General features: G+C 33.9%; 21 protein-coding genes. 4 read left to right on the top strand and 17 right to left on the bottom strand.

Annotated features, from left to right (window positions below; all coding sequences use genetic code 11):
* Positions 1-6 precede the first annotated feature (6 nt).
* A complete protein-coding gene (locus tag ACEN2K_RS09735; RefSeq protein ID WP_441759231.1) occupies positions 7-1,200 on the bottom strand; it encodes a multidrug effflux MFS transporter in 1,194 nt (397 codons plus the stop codon).
* A 110-nt stretch (positions 1,201-1,310) separates the two neighbouring features.
* On the bottom strand, positions 1,311-2,048 hold the full coding sequence (locus ACEN2K_RS09730) for an NUDIX hydrolase (protein WP_441759138.1): 738 nt from the start codon (positions 2,046-2,048) through the stop codon (positions 1,311-1,313).
* Positions 2,049-2,251: 203 nt separating this feature from the next.
* Between ACEN2K_RS09730 and ACEN2K_RS09725 the strand changes: the two genes are divergently transcribed.
* Positions 2,252-3,736, top strand: coding sequence for a mannitol dehydrogenase family protein (locus ACEN2K_RS09725; RefSeq protein WP_441759137.1), 1,485 nt, complete (start codon positions 2,252-2,254; stop codon positions 3,734-3,736).
* 124 nt (positions 3,737-3,860) lie between these two features.
* Here ACEN2K_RS09725 and ACEN2K_RS09720 read toward each other — a convergent pair whose 3' ends face one another.
* From ACEN2K_RS09720 to ACEN2K_RS09695, 6 genes are read right to left on the bottom strand one after another with little or no spacing between them, the layout of a single operon-like run.
* Positions 3,861-4,751: a carbohydrate kinase family protein gene (locus tag ACEN2K_RS09720; RefSeq protein WP_441759136.1), complete on the bottom strand. Its 891-nt coding sequence runs from the start codon at positions 4,749-4,751 to the stop codon at positions 3,861-3,863.
* A gap of 4 nt (positions 4,752-4,755) precedes the next feature.
* A complete protein-coding gene (locus tag ACEN2K_RS09715) occupies positions 4,756-6,246 on the bottom strand; it encodes a mannitol dehydrogenase family protein (protein WP_441759135.1) in 1,491 nt (496 codons plus the stop codon).
* 3 nt (positions 6,247-6,249) lie between these two features.
* Positions 6,250-7,224, bottom strand: a complete 975-nt coding sequence (locus tag ACEN2K_RS09710) for an ABC transporter permease (protein ID WP_441759134.1) — start codon at positions 7,222-7,224, stop codon at positions 6,250-6,252.
* Between the two features lie 27 nt (positions 7,225-7,251).
* Positions 7,252-8,769 (bottom strand): sugar ABC transporter ATP-binding protein, encoded by a 1,518-nt coding sequence (locus ACEN2K_RS09705; RefSeq protein ID WP_441759133.1) that lies wholly within the window; start codon positions 8,767-8,769, stop codon positions 7,252-7,254.
* Positions 8,770-8,789: 20 nt separating this feature from the next.
* Positions 8,790-9,839 carry a substrate-binding domain-containing protein gene (locus tag ACEN2K_RS09700; RefSeq protein ID WP_441759132.1) on the bottom strand — a complete coding sequence of 350 codons (1,050 nt, stop codon included), beginning with the start codon at positions 9,837-9,839 and terminating at the stop codon, positions 8,790-8,792.
* 35 nt (positions 9,840-9,874) lie between these two features.
* A complete protein-coding gene (locus tag ACEN2K_RS09695) occupies positions 9,875-10,681 on the bottom strand; it encodes a hypothetical protein (RefSeq protein WP_441759131.1) in 807 nt (268 codons plus the stop codon).
* A 602-nt stretch (positions 10,682-11,283) separates the two neighbouring features.
* Here ACEN2K_RS09695 and ACEN2K_RS09690 point away from each other — a divergent pair.
* A complete protein-coding gene (locus ACEN2K_RS09690; protein WP_441759130.1) occupies positions 11,284-11,481 on the top strand; it encodes a YqaE/Pmp3 family membrane protein in 198 nt (65 codons plus the stop codon).
* 185 nt (positions 11,482-11,666) lie between these two features.
* Here ACEN2K_RS09690 and ACEN2K_RS09685 read toward each other — a convergent pair whose 3' ends face one another.
* A complete protein-coding gene (locus tag ACEN2K_RS09685; RefSeq protein ID WP_441759129.1) occupies positions 11,667-12,098 on the bottom strand; it encodes an FKBP-type peptidyl-prolyl cis-trans isomerase in 432 nt (143 codons plus the stop codon).
* A gap of 645 nt (positions 12,099-12,743) precedes the next feature.
* Here ACEN2K_RS09685 and ACEN2K_RS09680 point away from each other — a divergent pair.
* Positions 12,744-14,660, top strand: a complete 1,917-nt coding sequence (locus ACEN2K_RS09680; RefSeq protein ID WP_441759128.1) for a DUF294 nucleotidyltransferase-like domain-containing protein — start codon at positions 12,744-12,746, stop codon at positions 14,658-14,660.
* Between the two features lie 2 nt (positions 14,661-14,662).
* Positions 14,663-15,259 (top strand): 3'-5' exonuclease, encoded by a 597-nt coding sequence (locus ACEN2K_RS09675; protein WP_441759127.1) that lies wholly within the window; start codon positions 14,663-14,665, stop codon positions 15,257-15,259.
* On the opposite strand, the gene ACEN2K_RS09670 is transcribed toward ACEN2K_RS09675, so the two are convergent.
* The 8 genes from ACEN2K_RS09670 to acs form a co-directional block, all read right to left on the bottom strand.
* Positions 15,252-15,749, bottom strand: coding sequence for a 4'-phosphopantetheinyl transferase family protein (locus tag ACEN2K_RS09670; protein WP_441759126.1), 498 nt, complete (start codon positions 15,747-15,749; stop codon positions 15,252-15,254). The genes ACEN2K_RS09675 and ACEN2K_RS09670 overlap by 8 nt on opposite strands.
* Positions 15,746-16,000, bottom strand: a complete 255-nt coding sequence (locus tag ACEN2K_RS09665; RefSeq protein WP_441759125.1) for an acyl carrier protein — start codon at positions 15,998-16,000, stop codon at positions 15,746-15,748. Before ACEN2K_RS09665 ends, ACEN2K_RS09670 begins: the two co-directional genes overlap by 4 nt.
* A 10-nt stretch (positions 16,001-16,010) precedes the next feature.
* Complete coding sequence (locus ACEN2K_RS09660; protein WP_441759124.1) at positions 16,011-17,285, bottom strand: beta-ketoacyl-[acyl-carrier-protein] synthase family protein; 1,275 nt, start codon at positions 17,283-17,285, stop codon at positions 16,011-16,013.
* Between the two features lie 5 nt (positions 17,286-17,290).
* Positions 17,291-17,725 carry a 3-hydroxyacyl-ACP dehydratase FabZ family protein gene (locus tag ACEN2K_RS09655; RefSeq protein ID WP_441759123.1) on the bottom strand — a complete coding sequence of 145 codons (435 nt, stop codon included), beginning with the start codon at positions 17,723-17,725 and terminating at the stop codon, positions 17,291-17,293.
* An 11-nt stretch (positions 17,726-17,736) separates the two neighbouring features.
* Entirely contained in the window at positions 17,737-18,789 is a 1,053-nt protein-coding gene (locus tag ACEN2K_RS09650; protein ID WP_441759122.1) for a type III polyketide synthase, read from the bottom strand.
* Positions 18,786-19,499 (bottom strand): methyltransferase domain-containing protein, encoded by a 714-nt coding sequence (locus tag ACEN2K_RS09645; protein WP_441759121.1) that lies wholly within the window; start codon positions 19,497-19,499, stop codon positions 18,786-18,788. The genes ACEN2K_RS09650 and ACEN2K_RS09645 overlap by 4 nt, the downstream gene beginning before the upstream one ends.
* A 2-nt stretch (positions 19,500-19,501) precedes the next feature.
* On the bottom strand, positions 19,502-20,632 hold the full coding sequence (locus ACEN2K_RS09640) for an NAD(P)/FAD-dependent oxidoreductase (RefSeq protein ID WP_441759120.1): 1,131 nt from the start codon (positions 20,630-20,632) through the stop codon (positions 19,502-19,504).
* Positions 20,633-20,736: 104 nt separating this feature from the next.
* Positions 20,737-22,644: an acetate--CoA ligase gene (gene acs, locus ACEN2K_RS09635; protein WP_441759119.1), complete on the bottom strand. Its 1,908-nt coding sequence runs from the start codon at positions 22,642-22,644 to the stop codon at positions 20,737-20,739.
* Positions 22,645-23,084 lie beyond the last annotated feature (440 nt).

The raw sequence follows: 23,084 nt of genomic DNA, 5'->3' as shown, positions 1-23,084 counted from the left end.
GGTTCACTAATGTTTTACTTTAATATTTTTCCTTCCTACATTTAGCACAACAAAAGCTGTTAAAGTAGAGACAGCCATGATGATCACCATAGGAATCATGGAGTCTTTCACAAACAAACCAACCGCGAAAGAGGCTAGAGCACCCAAACCTAATTGTATGGCTCCCATTAATGCCGAGGCACTTCCTGCATTTTTAGCAAATGGAGCTAAAGTTAAACCTGCAGTATTGGGATTTGAAATTCCCAAACAAGCTAGAAACACAAATAACATTCCTATCGTTTCATACAAGCCCAAAAGATTATTAAGAGCTAAAATCAAAAACAAACTAACAATAATTGATTGTATTACTAAGGCACTGTAGATCATTTTCTCACTAGAAAACCAGCGTAGCAAAACCGAGTTCAATTGACTAGCTAGAATAAAACTTAATGACATAAAAGCAAAGATCCATCCATAAGTTTTTGGATCAACTTTAAAAATATCCATAAATAAAATAGGGGAAGCGGCCACGTACGTAAACAAGCCAGAAAAAGCGATGGCTCCAGTAAAAGCGTAGGTATAAAATTGCGGTTCTTTTAAAACAGTGGCAAAATTCAATAAAATAGGTTTGGGTTTTAAAGATATTGACGTATCTGGTATATAACTATTGGGTAAACCAAATTGCGCAGCTAACATAATAATGATTCCAATTCCCATTAATATTAAAAAAACCATATGCCATCCATAGGCATCAGTCACATAGCCTCCAACAGTTGGGGCAAGCATGGGTGATAAACCCACAACCAACATTAGTAACGAAAACACTTTAGGAATGTCGCGCACAGGAAATAAATCACGTACCATAGACACGGATGCTACGGTCGCAGCACAACTTCCTATAGCTTGTATGAATCGTAAGCCAATGAAAGTATCAATATCTGTAACAAAAGCGCAACATAAAGAGGCTACAATGTAAACTAATAAACCAATAAATAAAGGCTTTTTTCTTCCATAGCGATCCAATAAAGGGCCGTATAACAATTGGCCTGCTGAAATTCCAATAAAATAACTAGACAAAGTCATCGCTACATTAGCAACAGTTGTATTTAAATCTTTTGCAATACCTGCAAAACCAGGTAAATACATATCAATAGAAAAAGGACCTAGTGCGGTAAGTGATCCCAGAATAAGAATTAATTTTATATAGCGAGCTTTGGACATGAAGGTTGGGGCTTTAATTTTTTGCAAAGGTAAATAATTAAACTCCCAAAGTCTCCACTTCATCGAATATAAAACAGAGCACATGGACTAATAATCTCTTAATAAAATAGTCACAGAATGGTGCTGATGATGTTGTCTTTCTCCGTTAACTTATCATAGATATCTTTACTAAACATATAAAGTTTAGATGGTTTTTTAGAAATACCTATTTTTTTCTTATCTTCAAGAGGTACAATAAATGGTTTGTGAATGGCTTTTTTTCTGAAATTTCGATTATCAAGTTCAATGTTCAACGTAATTTCAAAGGCACTTTGTAATTCGTTCAATGTGAATTTCATAGGCACCAAATCAAACATGATCGGTTCAGTCATGATCTTACTTTTTAAATCATCATAGGCATCTGTGATAATTGTCTGATGATCAAATCCTATTTCCGGCAAATTCTTGAGAGGAAACCATTGTAAGTCTTCATTATTTTCAATTGCAATGGCTTCTAGAGGCAGCGCCAAGTAGTAAACAACAGTGAGATTTCTAGATTCACCGCCTTTACTTCGTATCCACAATATATCTTTATCCGTATTTACACGACGATTACTTCCGTACGTTCTAAATTGTTTTTTATTGGTTAACGGCTTTTTAGTAATCGCTTTTAAAACACTATCGGCTGATTCAGCTAAATTATTACTTTTATAAACATGCTGTCCAGGAAGCATCCAGTCATCAATAATGGGAAAATTATCGTTGTATAAGTTAAGCGTTCTTTTGTGTAGCAAAACATTCAGATTGTCAGCGTCTAAACCAAAAATCACACATTCTACCGATAGGTTATTTATTTTTCTAAAATCCATAGTTTGAGTTTGACATGAAAGCAATGCATTACAAATATAAAGAAATTATGCAGGAAGTGATTACGGGACAGCGCTTCTTTGCCCTATTAAACATTATTTTTTAACAGCTAAAACTCTAGTTAAAAGTAGGACCCAACTTTAATTATAAAAGCGTATTTTTAAACATTGAAAAAATGATCAATAAATAAAGATTAAGCAAAAATATGGCAAAATTTTATTATCTCAATGCCGAAAATTTAGAAATGTTACCTGCAAATGTTAGCGTTCCTACCTACGATAGAGACGCAATCAAAACCAGTATTTTACACATTGGAGTCGGTAATTTTCATCGCTCACATCAGGCTTATTATATTAATGAACTCATTGATAAATACAAAGACTTGAACTATGGTATTTGCGGCGTTGATTTATTGGATTCTGATCGAAAAATGTATAATATTTTAAAAGACCAAGATGGTTTATACACGCTTTACACAAAAGAAGCCAATGGCGCACACAAAGCAAAAATTATAGGATCTATAGTCGAATATTTTTATGGACCTGAAAACCCATTAGCGGTTATTGAACGAATGGCAAGTCCCGATATTAAAATTATCTCACTTACCATTGCAGAAGATGGCTATCATCTAAACGAAATCACTGGTGCTTTTGATATTAATCATCCTGCAGTGACAGAAGATATTAAAAATCCTTTTAGTCCTAAAACAGTTTTTGGCTATTTGACCCAATCCTTTAAATTGAGAAAGCTCCGTGGTATTGAAGGTTGTACCGTACTTTCATGTGACAACATCAAATCTAATGGAGATACCATGCGTCAATCATTATTAGAATACGTGAGTAAAGTGGAACCCGAACTAGTGGAATGGATTAAGGAAAACACAACATTTCCCAACACGATGGTCGATCGTATTAACCCAATTACGAGTTCAGTGGATCGCAACACTTTAAAGGAAGATTTTTCAATTGATGATCAGTGGCCTGTTATTGTTGAGCCTTTTTCGCAATGGGTTATAGAAGATAAATTTGTACACGAAACTCCAGCTTGGGAGCGAGTAGGAGTGCAGTACACCGATGCGATAGGTCCTTTCGAAAATTTAAAACTTAAAATTTTAAATGCCAGCCATACAATTTTAGGAATTTTAGGAACACTACACGGTTATAAAACAGTTTACGAAGTCACAAGTGATACTGATTTTCTAACTTTTTTAGAAGCGTTTTTAGATGATGAAGTAACGCCTACATTGCAAGATTCTAATTCCGATACCATTGAAAAATATAAAAAAAATATTGTGTCAAGATTCAAAAATCCGCATATAAATGACCAATTATTCCGTATTTGTCAAGAGAGCTCTGCTAAAGTTCCGCTGTTTATTTTACCTACAATCAAGTCACAATTGCTTTCGAATAAAAATATTGAAAAAGCCGCTTTGATTATTGCAGCTTGGGCAAAATACAATGACGGAATTGATGATAACGAAAATAGTTACGAAATTGTAGATACAATGAGCGGCACTTTAATTAGAACAGCTGCGCTTTCGATACAAAACCCAATGAAATTTATTGAAATTAAAGCTGTTTTTGGAGATTTGGCCCAGCAAGCTGATTTTGCAAAAGCCTATTTAATCGCTATCGAAAAAGTGCGCGATAAAAGTATCAAACAATGTATTCAAGATGTCAATGCACAGTAATAAGAGGCTTTAGCTACCACTGTAAAAAACAAAAAAGCTTCCTAAATTAATTATGAAGCTTTTCTAAATTATACTACAAAAAAACTAAGATCAAACGCATTTTTTCATACAAACAGATCTATTATTAAGCGATTGTTTTCCCTATCAGGTTGCTAATATCATCAGCTGAAATAACTGGATTGGCGCCTTCTCGACTAGCCACTAAAGCACCAATTGCACAAGCATGATCAATTGCTTCTTGCGGATCGTCGTTATTCATTAATTTACTTGTTATCGTTGCTAAGAAAGAATCTCCTGCACCTACAGTATCTACCACTTCAACATGGTATCCTGAGTTGTAATAAAAATTGTTATCCACATAAAGCACAGCACCTTGACTACCTCTAGTTACACAAATACATTTAGCATTTGTTTTTTCAGCAATGAACAAAATATTTTGATCAAATGACTGATCTGTGGAGCCTAAAAGTGTTGCAACTTCGTATATTTCATCATCATTGAATTTAATAAAATCCGCTTGACTCATCAAATTTTCAAGTACTGCAACAGTGTAATAGGGCTGGCGTAAATTAACATCAAATATCTTGTATTTTGCAACTTTCAAAAGTTCGTTCAACGTTTTTGCAGAAGTCTCATTGCGAGAAGCCAAACTACCGTAGATAAAAATATCAGCATTTTTTACAACAGCAATCGCCTCATTTGTTAGTTCGATATTATCCCAAGCTCTCGGTTGCATAATATCATAAGAAGCCGAACCTTTATCATCAAGCGTAACCTTAACTTTACCCGTTTTATAATAGTTGTCAACTTGAACACGACTAACAGCTACCATGTTTTCTTCAAGAAAGTCAATTAATTTTTTGCCTTTTTTTCCTTTTCCTACGCGACTTATAATCGCCACTTCATTACCCATTGATGCTAATCTAATAGCAACATTAAGTGGTGCTCCTCCAATTTTTTTGTGAGTAGGGAAGACATCCCATAATATTTCTCCAAAACAAGTGGCTTTTATCATAACTTTAAATTAATGAATTGCTGTTCAATTCGATTATACATTTTTCAACTCCATAAGCGGTAATATCATTGTATGCTTTTGTATAAATAGAAACGAAAGCTTCTGAATGGCTTAAATTACCAAAAACAGCTTCCATCTGGATGAAGGCAACTGGATTTGTTTGCGCTAATTTAGCTTGTGCAAAAAGAACTTCTTGCATAGCATCTTTGATATTGATCCTTTCTTTCTTCTCATTAACACCCAAACTGTAAATTGCCCAAGCAGCAATCACCAAGGCAGCATGTGATACTGATCTATTAGCAGCAAGCTGTCCTTGAACGGTAGGCATTATAAATTTTGGCATTTTTGCAGATGTCTCAGAGCAAATGCGTTCGATTTGATCTTTAATATATACATTGCTAAATCTAGCCACTAAGGTTTTCTTGTATTGCATTAGATCCACACCCTCAAGATCATTCAGTGTAGGTGTCACTTCGTTATCTAAATAAATAGCCAGGAATTTAGCAATTTCTGGATTGTGAATGGCCTCATCAATAGTATTGTATCCCATTAAACTACCTAGAATACCTATCACAGAATGTCCTGCATTTAACAATCCTAATTTCATTTTTTCGAAAGGAGCAACATCTTTTACAAATTGCACTCCTACAGCCTCTAGATTAGGACGGCCAGCAATAAAATCATCTTCAATAACCCATTGTTGAAAGGACTCACATACAACAGGCCATTGATCCTCAATTCCAGAAGTTTCTAATAATAATGCAATATCCGAAGGAACTGTAGCAGGTGTAATACGGTCAACCATACTATTAGGGAAAGAAACATTCGATTCTATCCAAGGCAATAAATCTGGTTGTGCAAGTGCGATGTATGACAATAACATTTTTTTAGTTACATATCCGTTTCCTTCAATGTTATCACACGATAAAATAGTGATTGGGCCGTTGTTATTTTCTTTTCTTAATGCTAAAGCTTGCGTTAAATAACCAAAAATTGTTGTAGGCTCAGTTGGATTATTTTTATCATGAACGATTGTTGGATTTTCATAATTGAATTCTCCAGTCGCTTCGTTCAAATTATATCCACCTTCAGTGATGGTAAGCGTAATAATCTTTGTTCCTTGATCAGCCATTTTTTCAATTACCGCTTTTGGGCTATCAGGAGCAAATAAATATTCTGTAATTGAACCGATAACTTTCTTAGTTAAGCTGCCGTCTAATTCTTTAATTACTAAAGTGTACAAACCGTCTTGTTCTTTTAAAACGTTGTAGATTTTTTGGTCAAAATTAAGTAGAGCCACACCGCAAATACCCCAGTTAGCATTCGCTGCATTTTCAAGTAATTGATCAATGTACATTGCCTCGTGTGCCCTATGAAAACCACCAACACCTACATGTACGATACCGGTTGTAATATCTTTTCTATTATAGTTTGGTACAGCCAAACGTTCAGCGATTGCTGGCAAGTTGGTGTTATTTAATTTGTAATGTTTCATTATTTATTGTTTTTTTCCTTCGAATTTTTGAAATAATACTGCTAATATGATAATTCCTCCTTTTACAACTTGTTGTGGGTAAGATGGAACATTCAATAGATTTAAAATATTACCTATTAATCCTAAGATTAGCACTCCCATTAATGTATTAATCGCAGTTCCTTTACCACCATTTAGACTTGCTCCTCCTATAACTACTGCTGCAATAGCATCTAATTCCCATGAAACACCCATATTCGGCGAACCTAAGTTAGTTCTTGAAGCGGTGATAATTGCTGCAATGGCCGCTAGTGATCCCGAAAGAGCATATACTAAAAATTTATATTTATTGACTTTGATACCTGATAGGCGAGAAGCTTCTTCGTTACTTCCCATTGCAATAACTAAACGACCAAATACATTGTATTTTAACATCACAGATGCCATGGCCACAATAATAAAAAAGATAATTGCGATATTGGGAATACCAATTGTTGCATTATTTGCAAAATCAGACATAAATACACCACCAGCTGAATCAAAAGTCACTGGTGATCCTTTTGCATAAATGAAACCTAATCCTCTCGCGATCGTCATCAATGCTAGTGTAGCAATAAAGGGTGCCATTTTTTGGTAGGCTACTAAATATCCAGAAACGCTACCTAAAGCAAATCCCATAATGATAGTTAACAAAATAGCGGCCGGTAGAATAACAACGTTTATTAATAGTGCGAATGTCACAGCTAATAAAGCGACAAGCGAACCAACAGATAAGTCGATTCCTCCAGTTAAGATTACAATAAGCATCCCAATGCTAATAATTCCAATTCCAGAGACTTGCTTTAATAAATTAGATAAGTTTGTTTGCGTGAAAAACACATCAGAAATCAAAGCTGAGAAAATCATTAGCAATACAAAAATGACAATTGTATTGTGCTTAATTAAAAACTTTAGAATTCCACCTGGACTGCTAAGCTGTTGTTTTATAGTTAGATTCATTGCGTTGTATTTAATATTATTTAAAATTTAATTTTTCAATTCTTCACCAATAGAGTACCTCAAAATATTTTCTTCAGAGAATTTATCTTTAGGCAGTTCCCCAAAAATGCTTCCTTTGTGCATAACTAATATTCGGTCTGCAATTCCCATGATTTCAGGCATATCAGATGATATCACTACAACAGCAACACCTTTTTTGGCCACTTCATTAATCAGGTTGTAGATTTCGACCTTAGCACCTACATCAACACCCCTTGTAGGTTCGTCAATAATGATTAGCTTACTGTCTATACTCAACCATTTTGCTAATGCCACTTTTTGCTGATTTCCACCTGATAAATTTTTGACATCAATTTCAGAACTTGGTGCTTTGATGTTGAGTTTAGCAATTAAATTATCAACATTAGTGTATTCCTTTTCGTTATTAATAAAACCTAACTTGCTGGAGATAGGTTTAAAACTAGTAATACTTATGTTTTTTCGAATAGACAAAGGAAGAAAAACACCTTCCTCTTTACGATCTTCGGATACGAAACCTATTTGTTGTCTTACTGCTTCAACAGGATTTTTGGTTTTAATAATTTTACCATTTAAAGTCAAAGTTCCCGACTTCTTTTTTTCAGCACCAAAAATTAGTTTGGCCACCTCTGTACGTCCACTTCCTCCTAAACCGGCAATTCCTAAAACCTCTCCAGCACGAACAGAAAATGAGACATCTTTTACAAAACCATCGTCTCCGCTTAAACCTTGAACTTCAAAAACTGCTTTTTCGCTGACAGTCACATTTCGAACTGGAAATAAATCTTCTAGTTCTCTACCAATCATCAAACGAATCACGCCATCTTTATCTATATTTTCAGTAGATACGCAGCCTGTGTCGATTCCGTCCCTCAAAACAGTGATGGTATCAGCAATTTTAAAAATTTCCTCAAGGTGATGCGAAATATAAATGATGGACATACCGCCTTTTTTTAATCGTTCTAAATTTGCAAAAAGCTTCTTAGCATCATTTGGATCAAAAACAGTGGTGGGCTCGTCAAGAATCAAAACTTTGGTGTCTTCTGATAATGCTTTGGCAATTTCGACTACTTGTTTTTGGACAATACTGAGATCTCTAACGATTGCCGAAGCATCTATTTCGAAACCCAAAGAATTAATTAACTCTTGTGCATCCTTAGTGATTTTTTTCCAATTCATCCAAAATTTGCTAGCACCTAACTTGTGTAAATAAATATTCTCGGCAACCGATAAATCATTTACTAAAGAAAGTTCTTGGTATACCACACTTATACCTAGCAATTGACCGTAGTGTGTGTTTTTTGGATTAATTTCTTTACCATTAAGTAGTACCGTTCCGCTGTCCTTCTGATGTACACCACTTAAAATCTTAACTAACGTTGATTTCCCTGCACCATTCTCACCAAGCAAGGCATGAATTTCTCCATGTTTTACTTTTAGATTGACACCCTCAAGAACAGAAACAACTCCAAAACTTTTAGTTATTCCGGTCATTTCAAGACGGTATTCGCTTTCTGAATTTCCCATTTGAGTACTTTTTTTTATTTTTAGAACAATGCTTTTGGATTGTAATATTGAGCAGCATTTTCTTTAGTAATTAATAAAGGTGCTGTGTAGGATTTTATAGGAAAATCTCTTTTCCCATTGATATACTGTATCGCACATTCAACAGCATTTCGCCCTATTTGAACTGGGCTATTCATTGCTGTACAACCGTAGAAATCCGTATCCATAATGTATTTTATTGCCTCTTTTTGACCATCTGCAGCAGCAACAATCAAGATATCGTCTGTTTTACCAGCTTGAGCAATCGCTTTAATGGCACCTAAAACACAAACATCAGATTCTGTAATTACTACGTTGATATCTGGATGCGCTACTAATACATCTTCCATAGCTTTCAATCCACCAGCATACGTCCACTCCGTGTACATTTGTGTAGCTACATTGAGATTGATATATCCTAAAGTTCGCAATTGTTCTTCAGTAATACCTTGTAAAAGCCCTTGTTTGCGAGTTAGCCCTACGGGGTTTCCTGCATTACCACTAAGTAAGGCAATCTTCATTTTTTTAGTACCAAATTTCTTAGCAACCCATGCACCAGCTAGTTCACCATTAGCTAAATTGTTTGATTGGATTGTAGTCACAAAATCAGCAGATGGGTCAATCGAACTATCAATAATAAATACAGGAATACCTGCGGCTTTTGCTATCTTCGTAACCGCTACAAGTGCCATGGGATCTTTCGGGTTTAATAACAAAGCATCAACTCCTTTAGTAATTAAATCTTCAACTGCTGCAATTTGTTTGTTGATATCACCTTGACCATCAGCCGATAAAAATTCCATCCCATTAATTTCAGTATTTTCTTTAATACTCATTAATAAAGCTTGGTAATAAGGAGCGTCTAGGGAAGGTGTACAATAACCAATTTTCATTCCCTTTAAATCCTTTGCACTTTCAATCTTAGTAACTGCCGCAGTACTAGATTGAACATTTGATTTTTTATTTTCACCTTTATCAATACAACTAGTTATGCTTAACATAACTGCTAACATCAAAAAGGGTTTAAGTGTTTTTTTGAAAATTGTTTTCATATTTTAATTTTTAAGAATTATATCGAATAAAAGGATTAAAAAAGAGCTACATCAACTTGTAAGATGGCTTTTTGTTTTTCTGGATTCCACATCGCAGTCATTTCTATGGGAAAAGAAAAATCACCAGCTTTTACGGTTCGTGCATAGATAGCACCTACATTTATGATGTTTGCTTTTTGATCTGTATAAAATGTTTTATCCGTAAGGAAAGAGAAAGCTCCCCCTGTGAATAAGGTTAAACTGTTATTCTCCTTTTCCCAAACTTTATGTTTTACTTCAAGATAGTGAGTGTATGAATCTTTTAACGATCCATCAGTTTGCACTTCATAATCACCAGACCTACCTGCTAAAATTGTTGCTAAATACAACGAAGTTTTATTAGTTACTTGATAACCAAAGTTTAAATCTACAAAATTATATCCTTGTGTTTTCTTATAACTCCAGTAATGTAACACATCGCCTCTTTCTTCAACACCAGTATAATTATTATGTGAAACTGCTTCAATAAAGAATTTATCAGTAATGTGATATAACGTATAAATCGATAATTCTTTGTAATTAGCATTTACACGATCTCCATCATTAGTCCTTATTGGATCTCCAGAAAATCCTGCACCTCCCCATAAACCAAAAATAAATTTTTTATTTTTCGAATTGTACTCTAAAGACGTAGCAACCATGGGACTGGGAGTTACTACAAAACCGTGCCATGTATGCATGTTTTTTAAATGCAAGTGTATATTAAATGGCTTGTAATCATCATATGGAGTAACTATATTTTTAACTTCATGATTAATGCCATCTTGCGCATAACCTGCGGCTTGAGATAATAATAAACTCACAGTAAGTATTGTAAAAAAAAACCTCGAGGTTGGTTTGCACTGATGCAGTATAGAAACAGTAACATTTGATTTAAATAGTAATAATTTCATGGTTTACAGTAATTGGGGTTGTTTTTATAAAACGTATTACTTACGTTTTATAAAAACAAATGTATATTATTTTTAACCATAAATAATTTATTTATAGAATAAAAAAGCGATTATTTTATTTATTTCAACACAATTTTAAATTATTATCATTAAAACTTATATATTTTTACACATTTATATTACGTTAATTTAACGCTTTATTGAATTATATTAAAAATATTGATGGAAATTATACTTTAATATGCAAATAATTCAAAAAGACAATTCTCTGAGAAAAAAACTAATTAATAGTAACTATATCGTTTTTTTAGTAAGTTAAATAGTATAAATAGTAGGCTACTGGTCGACATTTGCGCTTTCGCAAACGATGTATCTTGGTTATTTTAGCTATTAAAAAAGAGTTTGCTATTAAATTTTGTACTCTTTATTTTAATTTAATTGTAACAAATGGGAAGAATATTTGATTAAATAATTAACTTTAGAACGCTACTATTTAAAGAAATAAAAATAACATGATATTAATTGCTATTATTTTCCCTACACTGTCCTTTTTTTTAAGAGGCAAAATTTTGACAGCAATTTTATGTCTGTTATTACAAATAACAATTATTGGTTGGCTTCCCGCTTCTATTTGGGCAGTACTCTCTTTACAAAACTCAAGAGCAGACAAGCGTAACAGAAGATTAATACGTGCTATCAATAGGAGGTAGGCAAGTGGGATGGAGCTATAGTTACTTTTTTTTACTTACTATTAAAAGAGAAATCAGTTAAAAAATAGATATTTGGGAACTTATAAAGCGTGCTTTTTAATTCATATTAATTTTCGAAAAAAATAAAACAAAAAAAAGCCTGACAGATTTATTCCGCCAGGCTTTTTAAATAGTATAATGCGTGATTACTCGGTAATCTCAACAACTTCTAGATCAAAAATAAGATCTCTACCAGCTAGTGGGTGATTTCCGTCTAAAACAACAGTTTCTTCTCTAACTTCAACAACCATAAGATTCATTTCTTGACCTTCTGGAGTTCTAGAAACTAATCCCATACCAACTTCAGGAGTCATTTCTTGTGGCAATTCGCTTTTTGGCACTTCGATAATCAAATCTTCACGAGGATCACCGTAAGCATCATCTTTTGCAATGTTTATTGTTTTTTTCTCATTTAATTTCATATCAATAAGGCCTTTTTCAAAACCAGGAATTAAGCTTCCTTGTCCTAAGGTAAACGCTAATGGCTCTTTTCCTTCAGAAGTATCAAATACTTGTCCGTCTGCCAATTTTCCTGTGTAATGTACTTTAACCGTGTTGTTCTCTTTAACTTGAGTCATATTTTTTAATTTTAAAGATCTTCTTTTTTGATAAAAAGATCTTAGTTTAAACTTAATTACCAGGTTTATTACCAAAACTGAGCCAAAAACACCTTTTTCAAAAGAAATGCATAGAATCTCTTGCGATCGTTTGTCACTTAAGGGCTTAACTGAGTTTCAGTAAGAAATCGGTAATTATGTCAGGTATCGATATTTTCATCTTAAATGTATTTAATATTTAGTATATGGTATTTAAGTATTTGTTTTATAGCATGATTATCAAATAATGTTATTTATGACTTTATAGATAACCCATAGTAGTTAATATTAAACCTCATAGACATATTTATCCAATTATATACCCAACTTCTATAGTATACAAATGAACTATAATTTATATTATGTAAAATAGAATATATAATAAACACCACTACTTACTATTTTGTAACTGATAATATGCAGCATCATAAAATTATTTGTAGCTATAATTTAAATATTCTGCAATCTAAATTCTATTTCATCAACCGATTAATAAATAATTAATCACCAAAACGCTTTTATGTTTGTGCTTAAAATACATTTTTAATAAAACAAACGTTTAACTACAATAACTACTATTTTTTAACTCTTTAATTTATTAATTTTGCTACTTAAAATTTTAACACCATGAATACAATTGCAAATCATATTGCTGATTTTCTTAAAGAATTTGCTCCTTTTAATCACTTGACTTTTCAGGAATTAACTGATATTGCTACTAATATTCGTGTCATTAATTTAGAAATAAACAAAACCTTATTTCAAATCAACGAACCGCTACATGATTGTTTTTATGTTGTGGCTTCAGGATTAGTAAATCTATCTGTAATTTCAGATGCCGAAGACACTATTTTGAACAAATGCCATGAAGGGGCAATATTTGGTTTACGCCCATTTTTTGCTAAAAACAGCTATATGATGACTGCAAAAGCACGTGAAGAAAGCGTTGTTTATGCTATTCCAATAGCCATTTTTAGGCCTTTCGTAGCTAATAATACCGATGTTTTGAACTTTTTATTAGAGAATTTTGCTATAAATGCCCGTAATTCTAAAGATAAAGAGAGCCTCCACAGTAATCTTATTTCGGATACTGTTTTTTATACTGGTCAACAGTCGGAAATGCAATATTTTCAAACCTTATCTTATAATAATCATCCTCTAACTGTATCCAGAACAGCAATTGTTCAGGAAGTAGCGCAATTAATGGCTGAAAACAGAACAAATAATGCGTTAGTTTGTGAGAATGACATCCCAGTAGGAATTGTTACAGATATGGATATGTCATCTAAAATTGCGACTGGACGATTTGCCATTACAGTTCCTATCGATAAGATTATGACCTCTCCCGTTATTACTGTTTTAGAAAACGTCTCATTAGCTGAAGCACAATTATTGATTTTAAAAAACAATGTATCTCACCTGTGTGTCACTCAGGATGGTTCTAATAAATCAATCGTCAAAGGGGTGGTTTCTGAACATGACTTGGTTGTGGCTCAAGCCAATAATCCTGGTGTTTTAATTAAAGAAATTAAGCGTTCACAAACCGCTAAAGAACTTAAACAAATTAGATTGCGCTTAGCTGATTTGATTCAGACTTCCATACAAAAAAACATACCGCTTACACATATTACAAACATTGCCAGTGAAATTAACTTTGCTATTTTGAAACGTGCCATCGAGCAATCCATTTTAGAAATAGGCTCCCCTCCTGCCCGTTTTGCGTGGTTAAGCATTGGAAGTCAAGGAAGAAAAGAACAATTATTGCCTACAGATCAGGATAGTATTCTTATTTTTGAAGATGTTATCCCTGAAAAGTACAGAGCTGTCAAAGATTATTTTTTGGCTTTAGCCAAAAAAACCACTACTACTCTTGAAAAAGTAGGTTATGAATTTTGTCCAAACGGACATATGGCTAGCAACATGTTGTGGTGCAAATCACTGTCTGATTGGACTAAACAATACAATAGCTGGATGAATACTCCTGGTGAAAATAGTAATGATCTTAGTAGTATTTTCTTTGACTATGAACTGGTTTATGGAGAGCAAAAAATAGAAGATGCCATAAATAACATCGTTTTTACCAATGCTGAAAACAATACGTTATTTTATGATTTCTTAGGAAATGATGCGTTGCGTAAAAACTCGCCATTGACCTTTTTCAAAAATTTTCATGTGGAGGAAGAAGGTCCTAATAAAGATAAATTTGATATCAAAACGCGAGCGTTAATGCCACTTATTGACGGGGCACGATTGTTCACAATGAGCTTTAATATTAAAGGGATTAATAATACTTATGTACGATTCAAACAACTAGCAATTACTGATCCTAAACATTCTGAAACCTATTTAGAATGCGCTGAGGCCTTTTTAGTTTTGTCTAAAATACGTACTTTAGAAGGTTTAAAAAATGATAATTCAGGTCAATATATTAATTTGCAGGAACTATCAAAAATTGACAAGGAAAAGCTTAAAAATGCTTTGGCTCCAATGAGAGATTTGGAGGAATTAATTAAAAGTAAATTTCAACTGACACAATTTTCATAATCATGCTGGACTGGATTAAAAATATTAATAAAGAATTTCCCGAGTTCTGGAAAGCCTACCTATCAAAATTTAGTAAGAAATCAAACCGCTATGTGATTTTGTCTACTGAAACTACTGGGTTGAATCCAGAAAAAGATGTTATTTTGACTATCGCTGCTTTTGGCGTAGTAAACGATAGCATTCTTATAGGTGACAGTTTTGAAAATGTTTTATTGCAGTACAAGTACTTTCATGACAATAAACTTTCTAATGAGTTTATTATCGAAAGTAAAATGGACAAATTAGGAGAACCAGATGCCATAAAAGCTTTGGTAGAATATCTTGGAAACGCGGTGTTAGTGGGGCATCATATTGATTTTGATGTCGAAATGATTAATGCTGCGCTAGAAAGGTTAGACTGCGGACGTCTGAAAAATGAAGCTTTGGATATTGATATTATGTACCGAAAACTCCAGGATATCAACGATAAAGAATTTTCACTAGACGAATTATCGGATGCTTTTAAGATTCCTAAAAGTGACCGCAATTCTTCGGCAGAAGATGCTTACAGAATTGCTTTACTATTTCTAAAACTAAAATCTCGATTGGGACTTAAATAATCTGCCGTATTCTTACACAAGCATTATAGCGACCATGGTTACTGATTGATATTGGAATTTGTTTTTGCGAAATAGGATCTTTATAAAACGGAATTCCATTTGTTTTCTGAATTGAAACTGGTCGTTCCAAGAATTCTATTTGACTTAAATCTTCTTTATTGGACACTGCAACCGTGTGAATTTGGTCTCCTATAATCATCGTTTTAGTAAAAAATTGATTCCCGAGACATTTTACTGTTCCTGAATCTTCATTTTCATAAAAACACTCTAAAAGATGGGGAATATACGCCCGAATTCCTGTGATTCTATTGTATATTTTGTAAGCTGCTTCTTTCCTACTCCACAAATTCCAAACGAGAATTTCTGGATTTTTACTGGATAAAATTAAAGTTATCTCCCTTTCTGTAAATATTTTTTGTAAAAAACCGGGCCGTTCCCAATTGCTTTCTATATTGGCTACAGCCAAATCAATGATGTCATTACCAATCATTGATCGGCTAATTTATCTTCGATAATAGCCAATGTAGATTTTACATCAATCATTTTTTCCATAGACTCATTGTCGATATGAATTCCAAAAGCATCCTCTACATCTAATATGACGTCTACTAAATTAGCCGAATTGATATTCAAATCTGCTATAAAGTCAGTATCTTCTGTTAATTGCTCAAATGCCTCCTGATTATTTACAAATGGCTCAATGATACTTTTTAATTTTTCAATTGTTTCTTCTTTATTCATAATCACGTTATTAAACGATAAATTTTTTAAATATAACACAGCTATTTACATCTCCAAAACCAAAACTTGCTTTAGCGATGATATTCAAATCTTTGTCAATTAGTTCTTGTGGTATTCGAGTGGGGTCAATTAAAGCAGTAATATCTGGATTCAAATCTTCACAATTGGTGTTTTTAAAAATAAATCCATTGTACAATTGCAGTACTGTTGCTACGCTTTCAATACTACCCGAAGCCGATAAACAGTGACCTACCAACGATTTTAGTGAATTAATATAAGGAAAATCAGCTCCGCTTCTTTGTAAAGCTTCGCACCAATTTTCTATTTCGAGAGCGTCTTTTGAAGTAGCTGTTAAATGTCCGTTGATCGCATCGATGGCTGATGCATCAATATTTGCATTGGCAAAAGCATCCTTAATACATCTTTGCACCGCTATAGGATTAGGCGCCGTCATACTTCCCAAACCGCGTTGCCCACCTGAATTAATATTTCCACCAATAATCTCACCATAAATGCGGGTTCCTCTTGCTAAGGCAGATTCTAGATCTTCTAGTACAAGCGCTCCAGCTCCACTACCGGGGACAAACCCTGAGGCGGTTGCACTCATCGGTCTGGAACCTTGTTCAGGATCGTCATTATGCTTAAAAGTGCATACCCGCATCGCATCGAATCCTCCCCAAATATAGGGTCCAGAATCACTGGTGCTGCCTACCAGAATGCGTTTTGCCTGACCCGATTTTATACGTTCGTAACCCATTAAGATGCTCTCTACTCCAGTTGTGCAAGCAGAGGAATTAGTAGTGACCTGATTTCCTAGTCCTAATTTCCCACCCAAATAAGCGCTCACACCGCTATTCATGGTTTGTGCCACGGCTGTGCTACCTAATCGACGGGTTTGTAAATCATCGATTTTATATATGCTTTCGCGAAATTTATCGATTCCAGAGGTTCCTGTTCCAAAAATAGTACCACTATCCCAATCTGGTTCATCATCAGTACAAATCGATAATCCAGCATCTTTCCATGCATCTAATCCAGCAATCACACCATATAGTATTCCGGTGGAATTAAAATTTCGAAGTTCTAATTCAGTAAAATATTTCAGTGAGTGGTCCATGCTAATTTCAGGCTTAGCCGAAATTTGACAAGAAAACTGCAGTCGTTCAAGGTCGGCATCTTTTTTAATCCCAGAAATTCCATTTTTAATAGCATGTGTAAATGCCTCCAGCCCTACTCCATTTGGAGCAACAACACCTAAACCAGTGATTACAACTCTTGTTTTCATTTTTATTATTTTTGAAACATCATCCCCGCAATTTCACCACGACATACTACGTCGCCATCTTCATTTTGCATGGACACTTTACATTTTAATTTACCAAACCTAAAATACATTTTCTCAGAAGTAACTACCACTTTCTCATTTGGATAAACAGATTTTATAAATTCGATATCTGTTGATGTTAAAGCAATTGCATACTTTATACTATTGTTATCATTTAATAGATAGATGCCTAAAGTCACCAGTCCTACCTGGGCCATCACCTCGGTTAAAATAACTCCTGGAGTCACTGGGTTATCTTTAAAATGGCCTTTATAAAAGTCCAAATTTTCATCAAATGTATAGCTTCCTGTTACTCCGTTTTCATCAATTGCACTTATGGCGTCAACAAATAAAAAGGGTTTTGTGTAGGGTAGTAATGCTATAATATCAGAGTGCTTCATTTTTACTTTTATTAAAATTGCAACAAGACGCGCTGTGCAGAAAAACCAGGACCAAAGCTCAGCATAAGTCCAATATCACCTTTCTCAGGTTGATCATCCATTATTCTTTCTAAAACGTAAAGCACGGTAGCGCTAGACATATTACCATATAAACGGAGTACTTCTTTAGTATCATTGATATTTTTACCTAAATCTGAGAACAAGTCTTCAACAGTTTGTACTATTTTCTTTCCTCCTGGATGAAAAATCAAATGATCAATCGCTTCAATCTTCAAATTATTCTTTGCTAAGAATGGATAAATAATAGCTGGAAAATGAGAAGCAATGGTATCAGGAACTTCTATATCCAAAACCATTTGAAGTCCTGAATTAGTCAGTTTAAATCCCATCATATGTTCGTTATCATAAAAATGGTACATTTCTTCATCCAATATTTCAGGCCCTTCATCGTCTTCATGAGAGGAAAGCATAACACAAGCTGCACCATCACCAAAAATAGCTGCACTTACAATATTTGCCATCGAAAAATCATCTAGCTGGAATGTGGCAGTCGGACTCTCCACTGCAATGACAGCGGCACGTTTTCCTGGGTTCGCTTTAAGAAAATTCTTAGCGTATATAATGCCCGATACTCCAGCTGCACAACCCATTTCTGTTACGGGGAGGCGCACAATATCTTGTCTTAATTTCAATTTATTAATCAAGTAGGCATCAAGTGATGGAATCATGATGCCAGTGCAACTTACGGTTATGATATAATCTAAATCTTCTGGTTTCCAATTTGATTTTAAAAGTGCCTTCTCCAGTACTTTTACACCAAGGTCTATTACTTCCCTAATGTAAATGTCATTCCTTTCCTCAAAAGAGGTTTTTGTAAACACTTCGATTGGATCCATTATAGAGTAGCGCTTGTCAACCGCAGCTCCTTCAAATATTTTTTTTACTTTTCGAATAAATCGATCATCTTGATTGATGAGCCACTGATCTAAAAACGGTAAAATTTCATCTGTTGTCCTCGAATATTTAGGCAGTTGCTTGCTAACTGAATTTATTTTTACGCTCATCTTTTTGAAATTATCCATTGGTATCTAAAAGCCCATTTCCATAGGACAGTATAATTGTTAAATTCTAATTCTTTTGAAAATTGAATTAAATCTTTCTTTTTAAATCCTCTCAAGATCGAAATTAAACCATCTTCCCTTGACATGTTATTTAGCCGAAAAACAAAACACAATCCTTGAAATAATCGATATGCGACAGCGCTCCTTTGTAAATCGTTAATCACTATTCCCAATTTGGCATTTTGGTAAAAAACAGTCATGATTTGCTTAATTGCTACATCCTTAAAATGATGTAATGTTAAGGTACACAAAACAATATCATATTTTAACTCTCTAAAAGATTTATCAAAGATATCCTCGCAACGATAAGATATATTATTATATTCACAAGACAATTGGCGGGCATGATTCACCGTGAAATTATTAGCATCTATTCCTATTAGCTTGAATTTTAAGTGTTGTTTTAAGCCAAATTCTGCTAAAGTGCGCAGCATGTCGCCATTGCCACAACCCACATCTACTATAGTTATCTCACTAGTAGGATCAACCTTTTTTAACAACTGCTTTACTCCTAGTAAAGTTAGTTTGTTTCCTCCAAGAAGCTGATTGATATTGGCAATTTTATCCAATGCATCTTTCAAAATAGGACCTTCCATGGCAAAGTCATCCATAATCTCCTCCTCATCAGTTCTGTATTTAGTGTTTATTAGCATTATTAATCGATTGTAATAGGTTGGCCATGTGTACTTTTAATTATTTTAGGTAGAATAAAAGGCATTATAATAACGATATGCAGCAGCACAGCAGCTAGTTTTTGCTTTTGTAAAATTTGAGCTAAAATTCTTCCCATTTTTAATCTTTTTTTAAAATGAAAATCCCACTGCTGTTTGTATTTTGCTTCTAATTCCATTAGAGACTGCTCTGTATCACTACAATAATCAACAACTAGTTCAGCCGCAATCTTAGCGCTATGAATGGCCATTGCCATACCGTTGCCACATAAGGGATGTATCAGCCCTGCAGTATCACCAATCATTAGCATGTGATTTTCTACAGCCTCTTTTTTATCAAAAGCAATTTGACTGATGGTCAATGGCTTATCAAAAAGTATTTGGCATTGAGCAAATATTTGCTTTAAGCGCGGATTTTTGGTGACAATTGCTTGCTGGTATTCTTCAATATTTTTAAAATTCTTAAACGTTTTATATTCTGCTAAATAACAAATATTGATTCGGTTGTTTTCTACTTTAGACACCCCACAATACCCCCCTTTGAAATTGTGAAGACCAACTAAATCATTCGGAAAAACACCTGTGTAATGAGCCTTTACAGCCAACCAAGGGGATTTCTTTTGAATAAAGGTGCGATGTAACTTTTGGTCTATTATCGATCTTTTACCATAAGCTCCAAGAACGATATCTACTTGTAAAACATTGCTGGCGTTTGTTATTATTTTAAAACTATTGTTATTAAATTCTATATCCTCAACTAGACCTTGTATTACTGTACAGCCATTTGCTACTGCTTTTTTGTACAAATAATAATCTAAAGCATAACGACTTATGCCAAAGCCACCCAGCGGTAAAGGACATTCAATCTGCTTTCCGTCCTGAATAGAGAACTGCAACTTATTAATATAACTCGGTTGTAATTCAGCAATATTTAAACCCAAGTAATCTAAATAAGGGAGTACTTCATTCGAAATGTATTCTCCGCACACTTTGTGTTTTGGATATTCATTTTTTTCAATTAGCGTAACTTCTAAACCCATTTTGGTTAAGTGAATAGCAGCAGTGAGTCCTGCTAATCCACCACCAATAATAACTATAGAAATTGATTTGCTCATAGGTTACTAATTTAGGTAATTTCTTTCAAATAAAACTTTATACCCAAAAAAAAACTGCTTCTAAGTGGAAGCAGTTTCTTGGTTGGTTATTTAATAGTAAGTGGTTATTTTCTTTCATTTTTAATTTCGTCAACTATCTCAGGGTTTAATAAAGTCGTTGTATCTCCAAAATTAGAAAAATCACCTTCTGCAATTTTTCTCAAAATCCTACGCATGATTTTTCCAGAGCGTGTTTTAGGTAAGCCGGAGACAAACTGAATTTTATCCAGCTTTGCAATAGGACCCACGTGATCAGAAATATGTTGATTGATTTCCTTGAACAAATTTTCTTTGTTTCTAATTTCTCCTGTTTCTTTTAATATCACATAACCATACAAAGCTTTTCCTTTGACATCATGAGGGAAACCAACAATAGCACTTTCTGCAACAGCAGGATGCTCATTAATGGCATCTTCAATAGGAGCTGTACCTAAATTATGACCTGAAACAATGACCACATCATCGACACGACCTGTAATTCTATAATAGCCTACTTCATCTCTTAATGCACCATCTCCAGTGAAGAATTTTCCAGGAAATTCAGAAAAATAAGTGTCTTTATATCTTTGATGATCACCCCAGATAGTTCTTGCAATACCTGGCCAAGGAAATTTAATACACAAACTACCGACTACTTGATTTCCTTCAATTTCGTTGCGTCTTTCATCCATTAACACAGGTTGAATACCCGGTAGAGGAAGAGTCGCATAAGTAGGTTTTGTTGGGGTTACAAACGCAATTGGAGAAATCATAATACCTCCTGTTTCTGTTTGCCACCAAGTATCAACTACTGGACATTTTTTAGCCCCAACATGGTCATTAAACCAGTGCCAAGCTTCCTCGTTAATAGGTTCTCCAACAGATCCAATGACTTTCAATGTTTTTAGTTCGTATTTATTAACGTACTCTAAATTTTCTTTAGCTAATGCTCTTATGGCTGTAGGCGCAGTATAAAATTGTGTGATTTTATGTTTTTCGATAATTTGCCAAAAACGGCTAAAATCTGGATAAGAAGGTACACCCTCAAAAATTACTGTTGTCGCACCGTTTAATAATGGTCCGTAAACAATATACGAGTGTCCAGTAATCCATCCGATGTCTGCAGTACACCAGAAAACATCATTTTCTTCGTAGCTAAAAACATTTTTAAAAGTATAAGCCGTTTGTACCATATAACCTGCGGTAGTATGCACCATTCCTTTTGGCTTTCCTGTAGAACCAGAAGTATATAAAATAAATAAAGGATCTTCAGAATCCATAATCTCCGCTACAGAATTGTCTGAAGCCTCATCGAGCAATGGTTGTAACCAAATATCTCTACCTTCTTTCATAACTACAGCATTATTAGTCCTTTTAACGACCAAAACGCTTTCTACTGAGGCACATTTCTCTAAGGCCTCGTCTATGATTTCTTTTAACTCAATGGTTTTGTTACCACGGTAACCTCCATCAGAAGTAATTACCATTTTGCATTCACTATCATTGATTCTTGAAGCAACAGCTGATGCTGAAAATCCAGCAAATACAACAGAGTGTATTGCTCCTATTCTTGCACAGGCTAATATTGCTACTGATAACTCAGGAATCATAGGTAAATAGATGCAAACTCTGTCTCCCTTTGTAATCCCTTGTTCTTTCAACACATTGGCCATTTTACATACTCTCTGATGCAATTCATTATAAGTAATATGTAAAGCGGTTTCTTCTGGATTGTTGGGTTCAAAAATAATAGCTGTTTTCTCTCCTCTTTTATTCAAGTGACGGTCAATACAGTTTTTTGTAATATTTAATTTAGCTTCAGTAAACCATTTGATGTCTGCTTCAGCCATATTAAAATCGACAACTTTATCCCATTGCTGGTACCATGTGAAATTTTCTTCGGCAATTTTGCCCCAAAATTTTCTTGGCTCTCGAACAGATTTGTTATAATGTTTAAAATATTGTTCTAAATTATCAACTTTATAGTAACTCATGCTTTTTAATTTTTTATAAATGTATTAAAACTATGCCTATTCTTAAAATTATTTAAATTATAAATTAGCATGAAAAATTAAATATTTAACAGCAAAATTACTGTTTGATTATAAAATCTTTAAAAAGAGATTAGCATAGCCATTTTTAACCATAAAAAAAGGCAAAGTAGTTTTTCTACTTCACCTTTTCTCTTAACAATTATTCTAACAATTTATGTAGTAACAAATAAAACAAATCCAAATATCCGCAATTTTTGAATTTTTAGTGCTTTACCTACAACTATAACTTTGATGGCACATGGTCCCTCTAATACTATATCCTATTTTTATGCGGAGTCAAATTGTATGTATTATATTAAAGGAATTACTTCACTTAACTTCCTTTGACAGAAGCTAAGTGAATGTAATGTGCAACCATATGCATTTTTTAAAATTTTAAT

It is taken from the genome of Flavobacterium sp. W21_SRS_FM3 (genome assembly GCF_052113625.1).
GTDB lineage: Bacteria > Bacteroidota > Bacteroidia > Flavobacteriales > Flavobacteriaceae > Flavobacterium.
This window is presented reverse-complemented; position numbering and strand designations above follow the sequence as displayed.

Coding starts and splice junctions, on each gene's coding strand:
- ACEN2K_RS09735 (WP_441759231.1), bottom strand. CDS start 1,200: ATGTCCAAAGCTCGCTATATAAAATTAATTCTTATTCTGGGATCACTT.
- ACEN2K_RS09715 (WP_441759135.1), bottom strand. CDS start 6,246: ATGAAACATTACAAATTAAATAACACCAACTTGCCAGCAATCGCTGAA.
- ACEN2K_RS09665 (WP_441759125.1), bottom strand. CDS start 16,000: ATGAATAAAGAAGAAACAATTGAAAAATTAAAAAGTATCATTGAGCCA.
- ACEN2K_RS09730 (WP_441759138.1), bottom strand. CDS start 2,048: ATGGATTTTAGAAAAATAAATAACCTATCGGTAGAATGTGTGATTTTT.
- acs (WP_441759119.1), bottom strand. CDS start 22,644: ATGAGTTACTATAAAGTTGATAATTTAGAACAATATTTTAAACATTAT.
- ACEN2K_RS09680 (WP_441759128.1), top strand. CDS start 12,744: ATGAATACAATTGCAAATCATATTGCTGATTTTCTTAAAGAATTTGCT.
- ACEN2K_RS09720 (WP_441759136.1), bottom strand. CDS start 4,751: ATGATAAAAGCCACTTGTTTTGGAGAAATATTATGGGATGTCTTCCCT.
- ACEN2K_RS09700 (WP_441759132.1), bottom strand. CDS start 9,839: ATGAAAACAATTTTCAAAAAAACACTTAAACCCTTTTTGATGTTAGCA.
- ACEN2K_RS09710 (WP_441759134.1), bottom strand. CDS start 7,224: ATGAATCTAACTATAAAACAACAGCTTAGCAGTCCAGGTGGAATTCTA.
- ACEN2K_RS09660 (WP_441759124.1), bottom strand. CDS start 17,285: ATGAAAACAAGAGTTGTAATCACTGGTTTAGGTGTTGTTGCTCCAAAT.
- ACEN2K_RS09655 (WP_441759123.1), bottom strand. CDS start 17,725: ATGAAGCACTCTGATATTATAGCATTACTACCCTACACAAAACCCTTT.
- ACEN2K_RS09675 (WP_441759127.1), top strand. CDS start 14,663: ATGCTGGACTGGATTAAAAATATTAATAAAGAATTTCCCGAGTTCTGG.
- ACEN2K_RS09650 (WP_441759122.1), bottom strand. CDS start 18,789: ATGAGCGTAAAAATAAATTCAGTTAGCAAGCAACTGCCTAAATATTCG.
- ACEN2K_RS09685 (WP_441759129.1), bottom strand. CDS start 12,098: ATGACTCAAGTTAAAGAGAACAACACGGTTAAAGTACATTACACAGGA.
- ACEN2K_RS09705 (WP_441759133.1), bottom strand. CDS start 8,769: ATGGGAAATTCAGAAAGCGAATACCGTCTTGAAATGACCGGAATAACT.
- ACEN2K_RS09640 (WP_441759120.1), bottom strand. CDS start 20,632: ATGAGCAAATCAATTTCTATAGTTATTATTGGTGGTGGATTAGCAGGA.
- ACEN2K_RS09725 (WP_441759137.1), top strand. CDS start 2,252: ATGGCAAAATTTTATTATCTCAATGCCGAAAATTTAGAAATGTTACCT.
- ACEN2K_RS09690 (WP_441759130.1), top strand. CDS start 11,284: ATGATATTAATTGCTATTATTTTCCCTACACTGTCCTTTTTTTTAAGA.
- ACEN2K_RS09670 (WP_441759126.1), bottom strand. CDS start 15,749: ATGATTGGTAATGACATCATTGATTTGGCTGTAGCCAATATAGAAAGC.
- ACEN2K_RS09645 (WP_441759121.1), bottom strand. CDS start 19,499: ATGCTAATAAACACTAAATACAGAACTGATGAGGAGGAGATTATGGAT.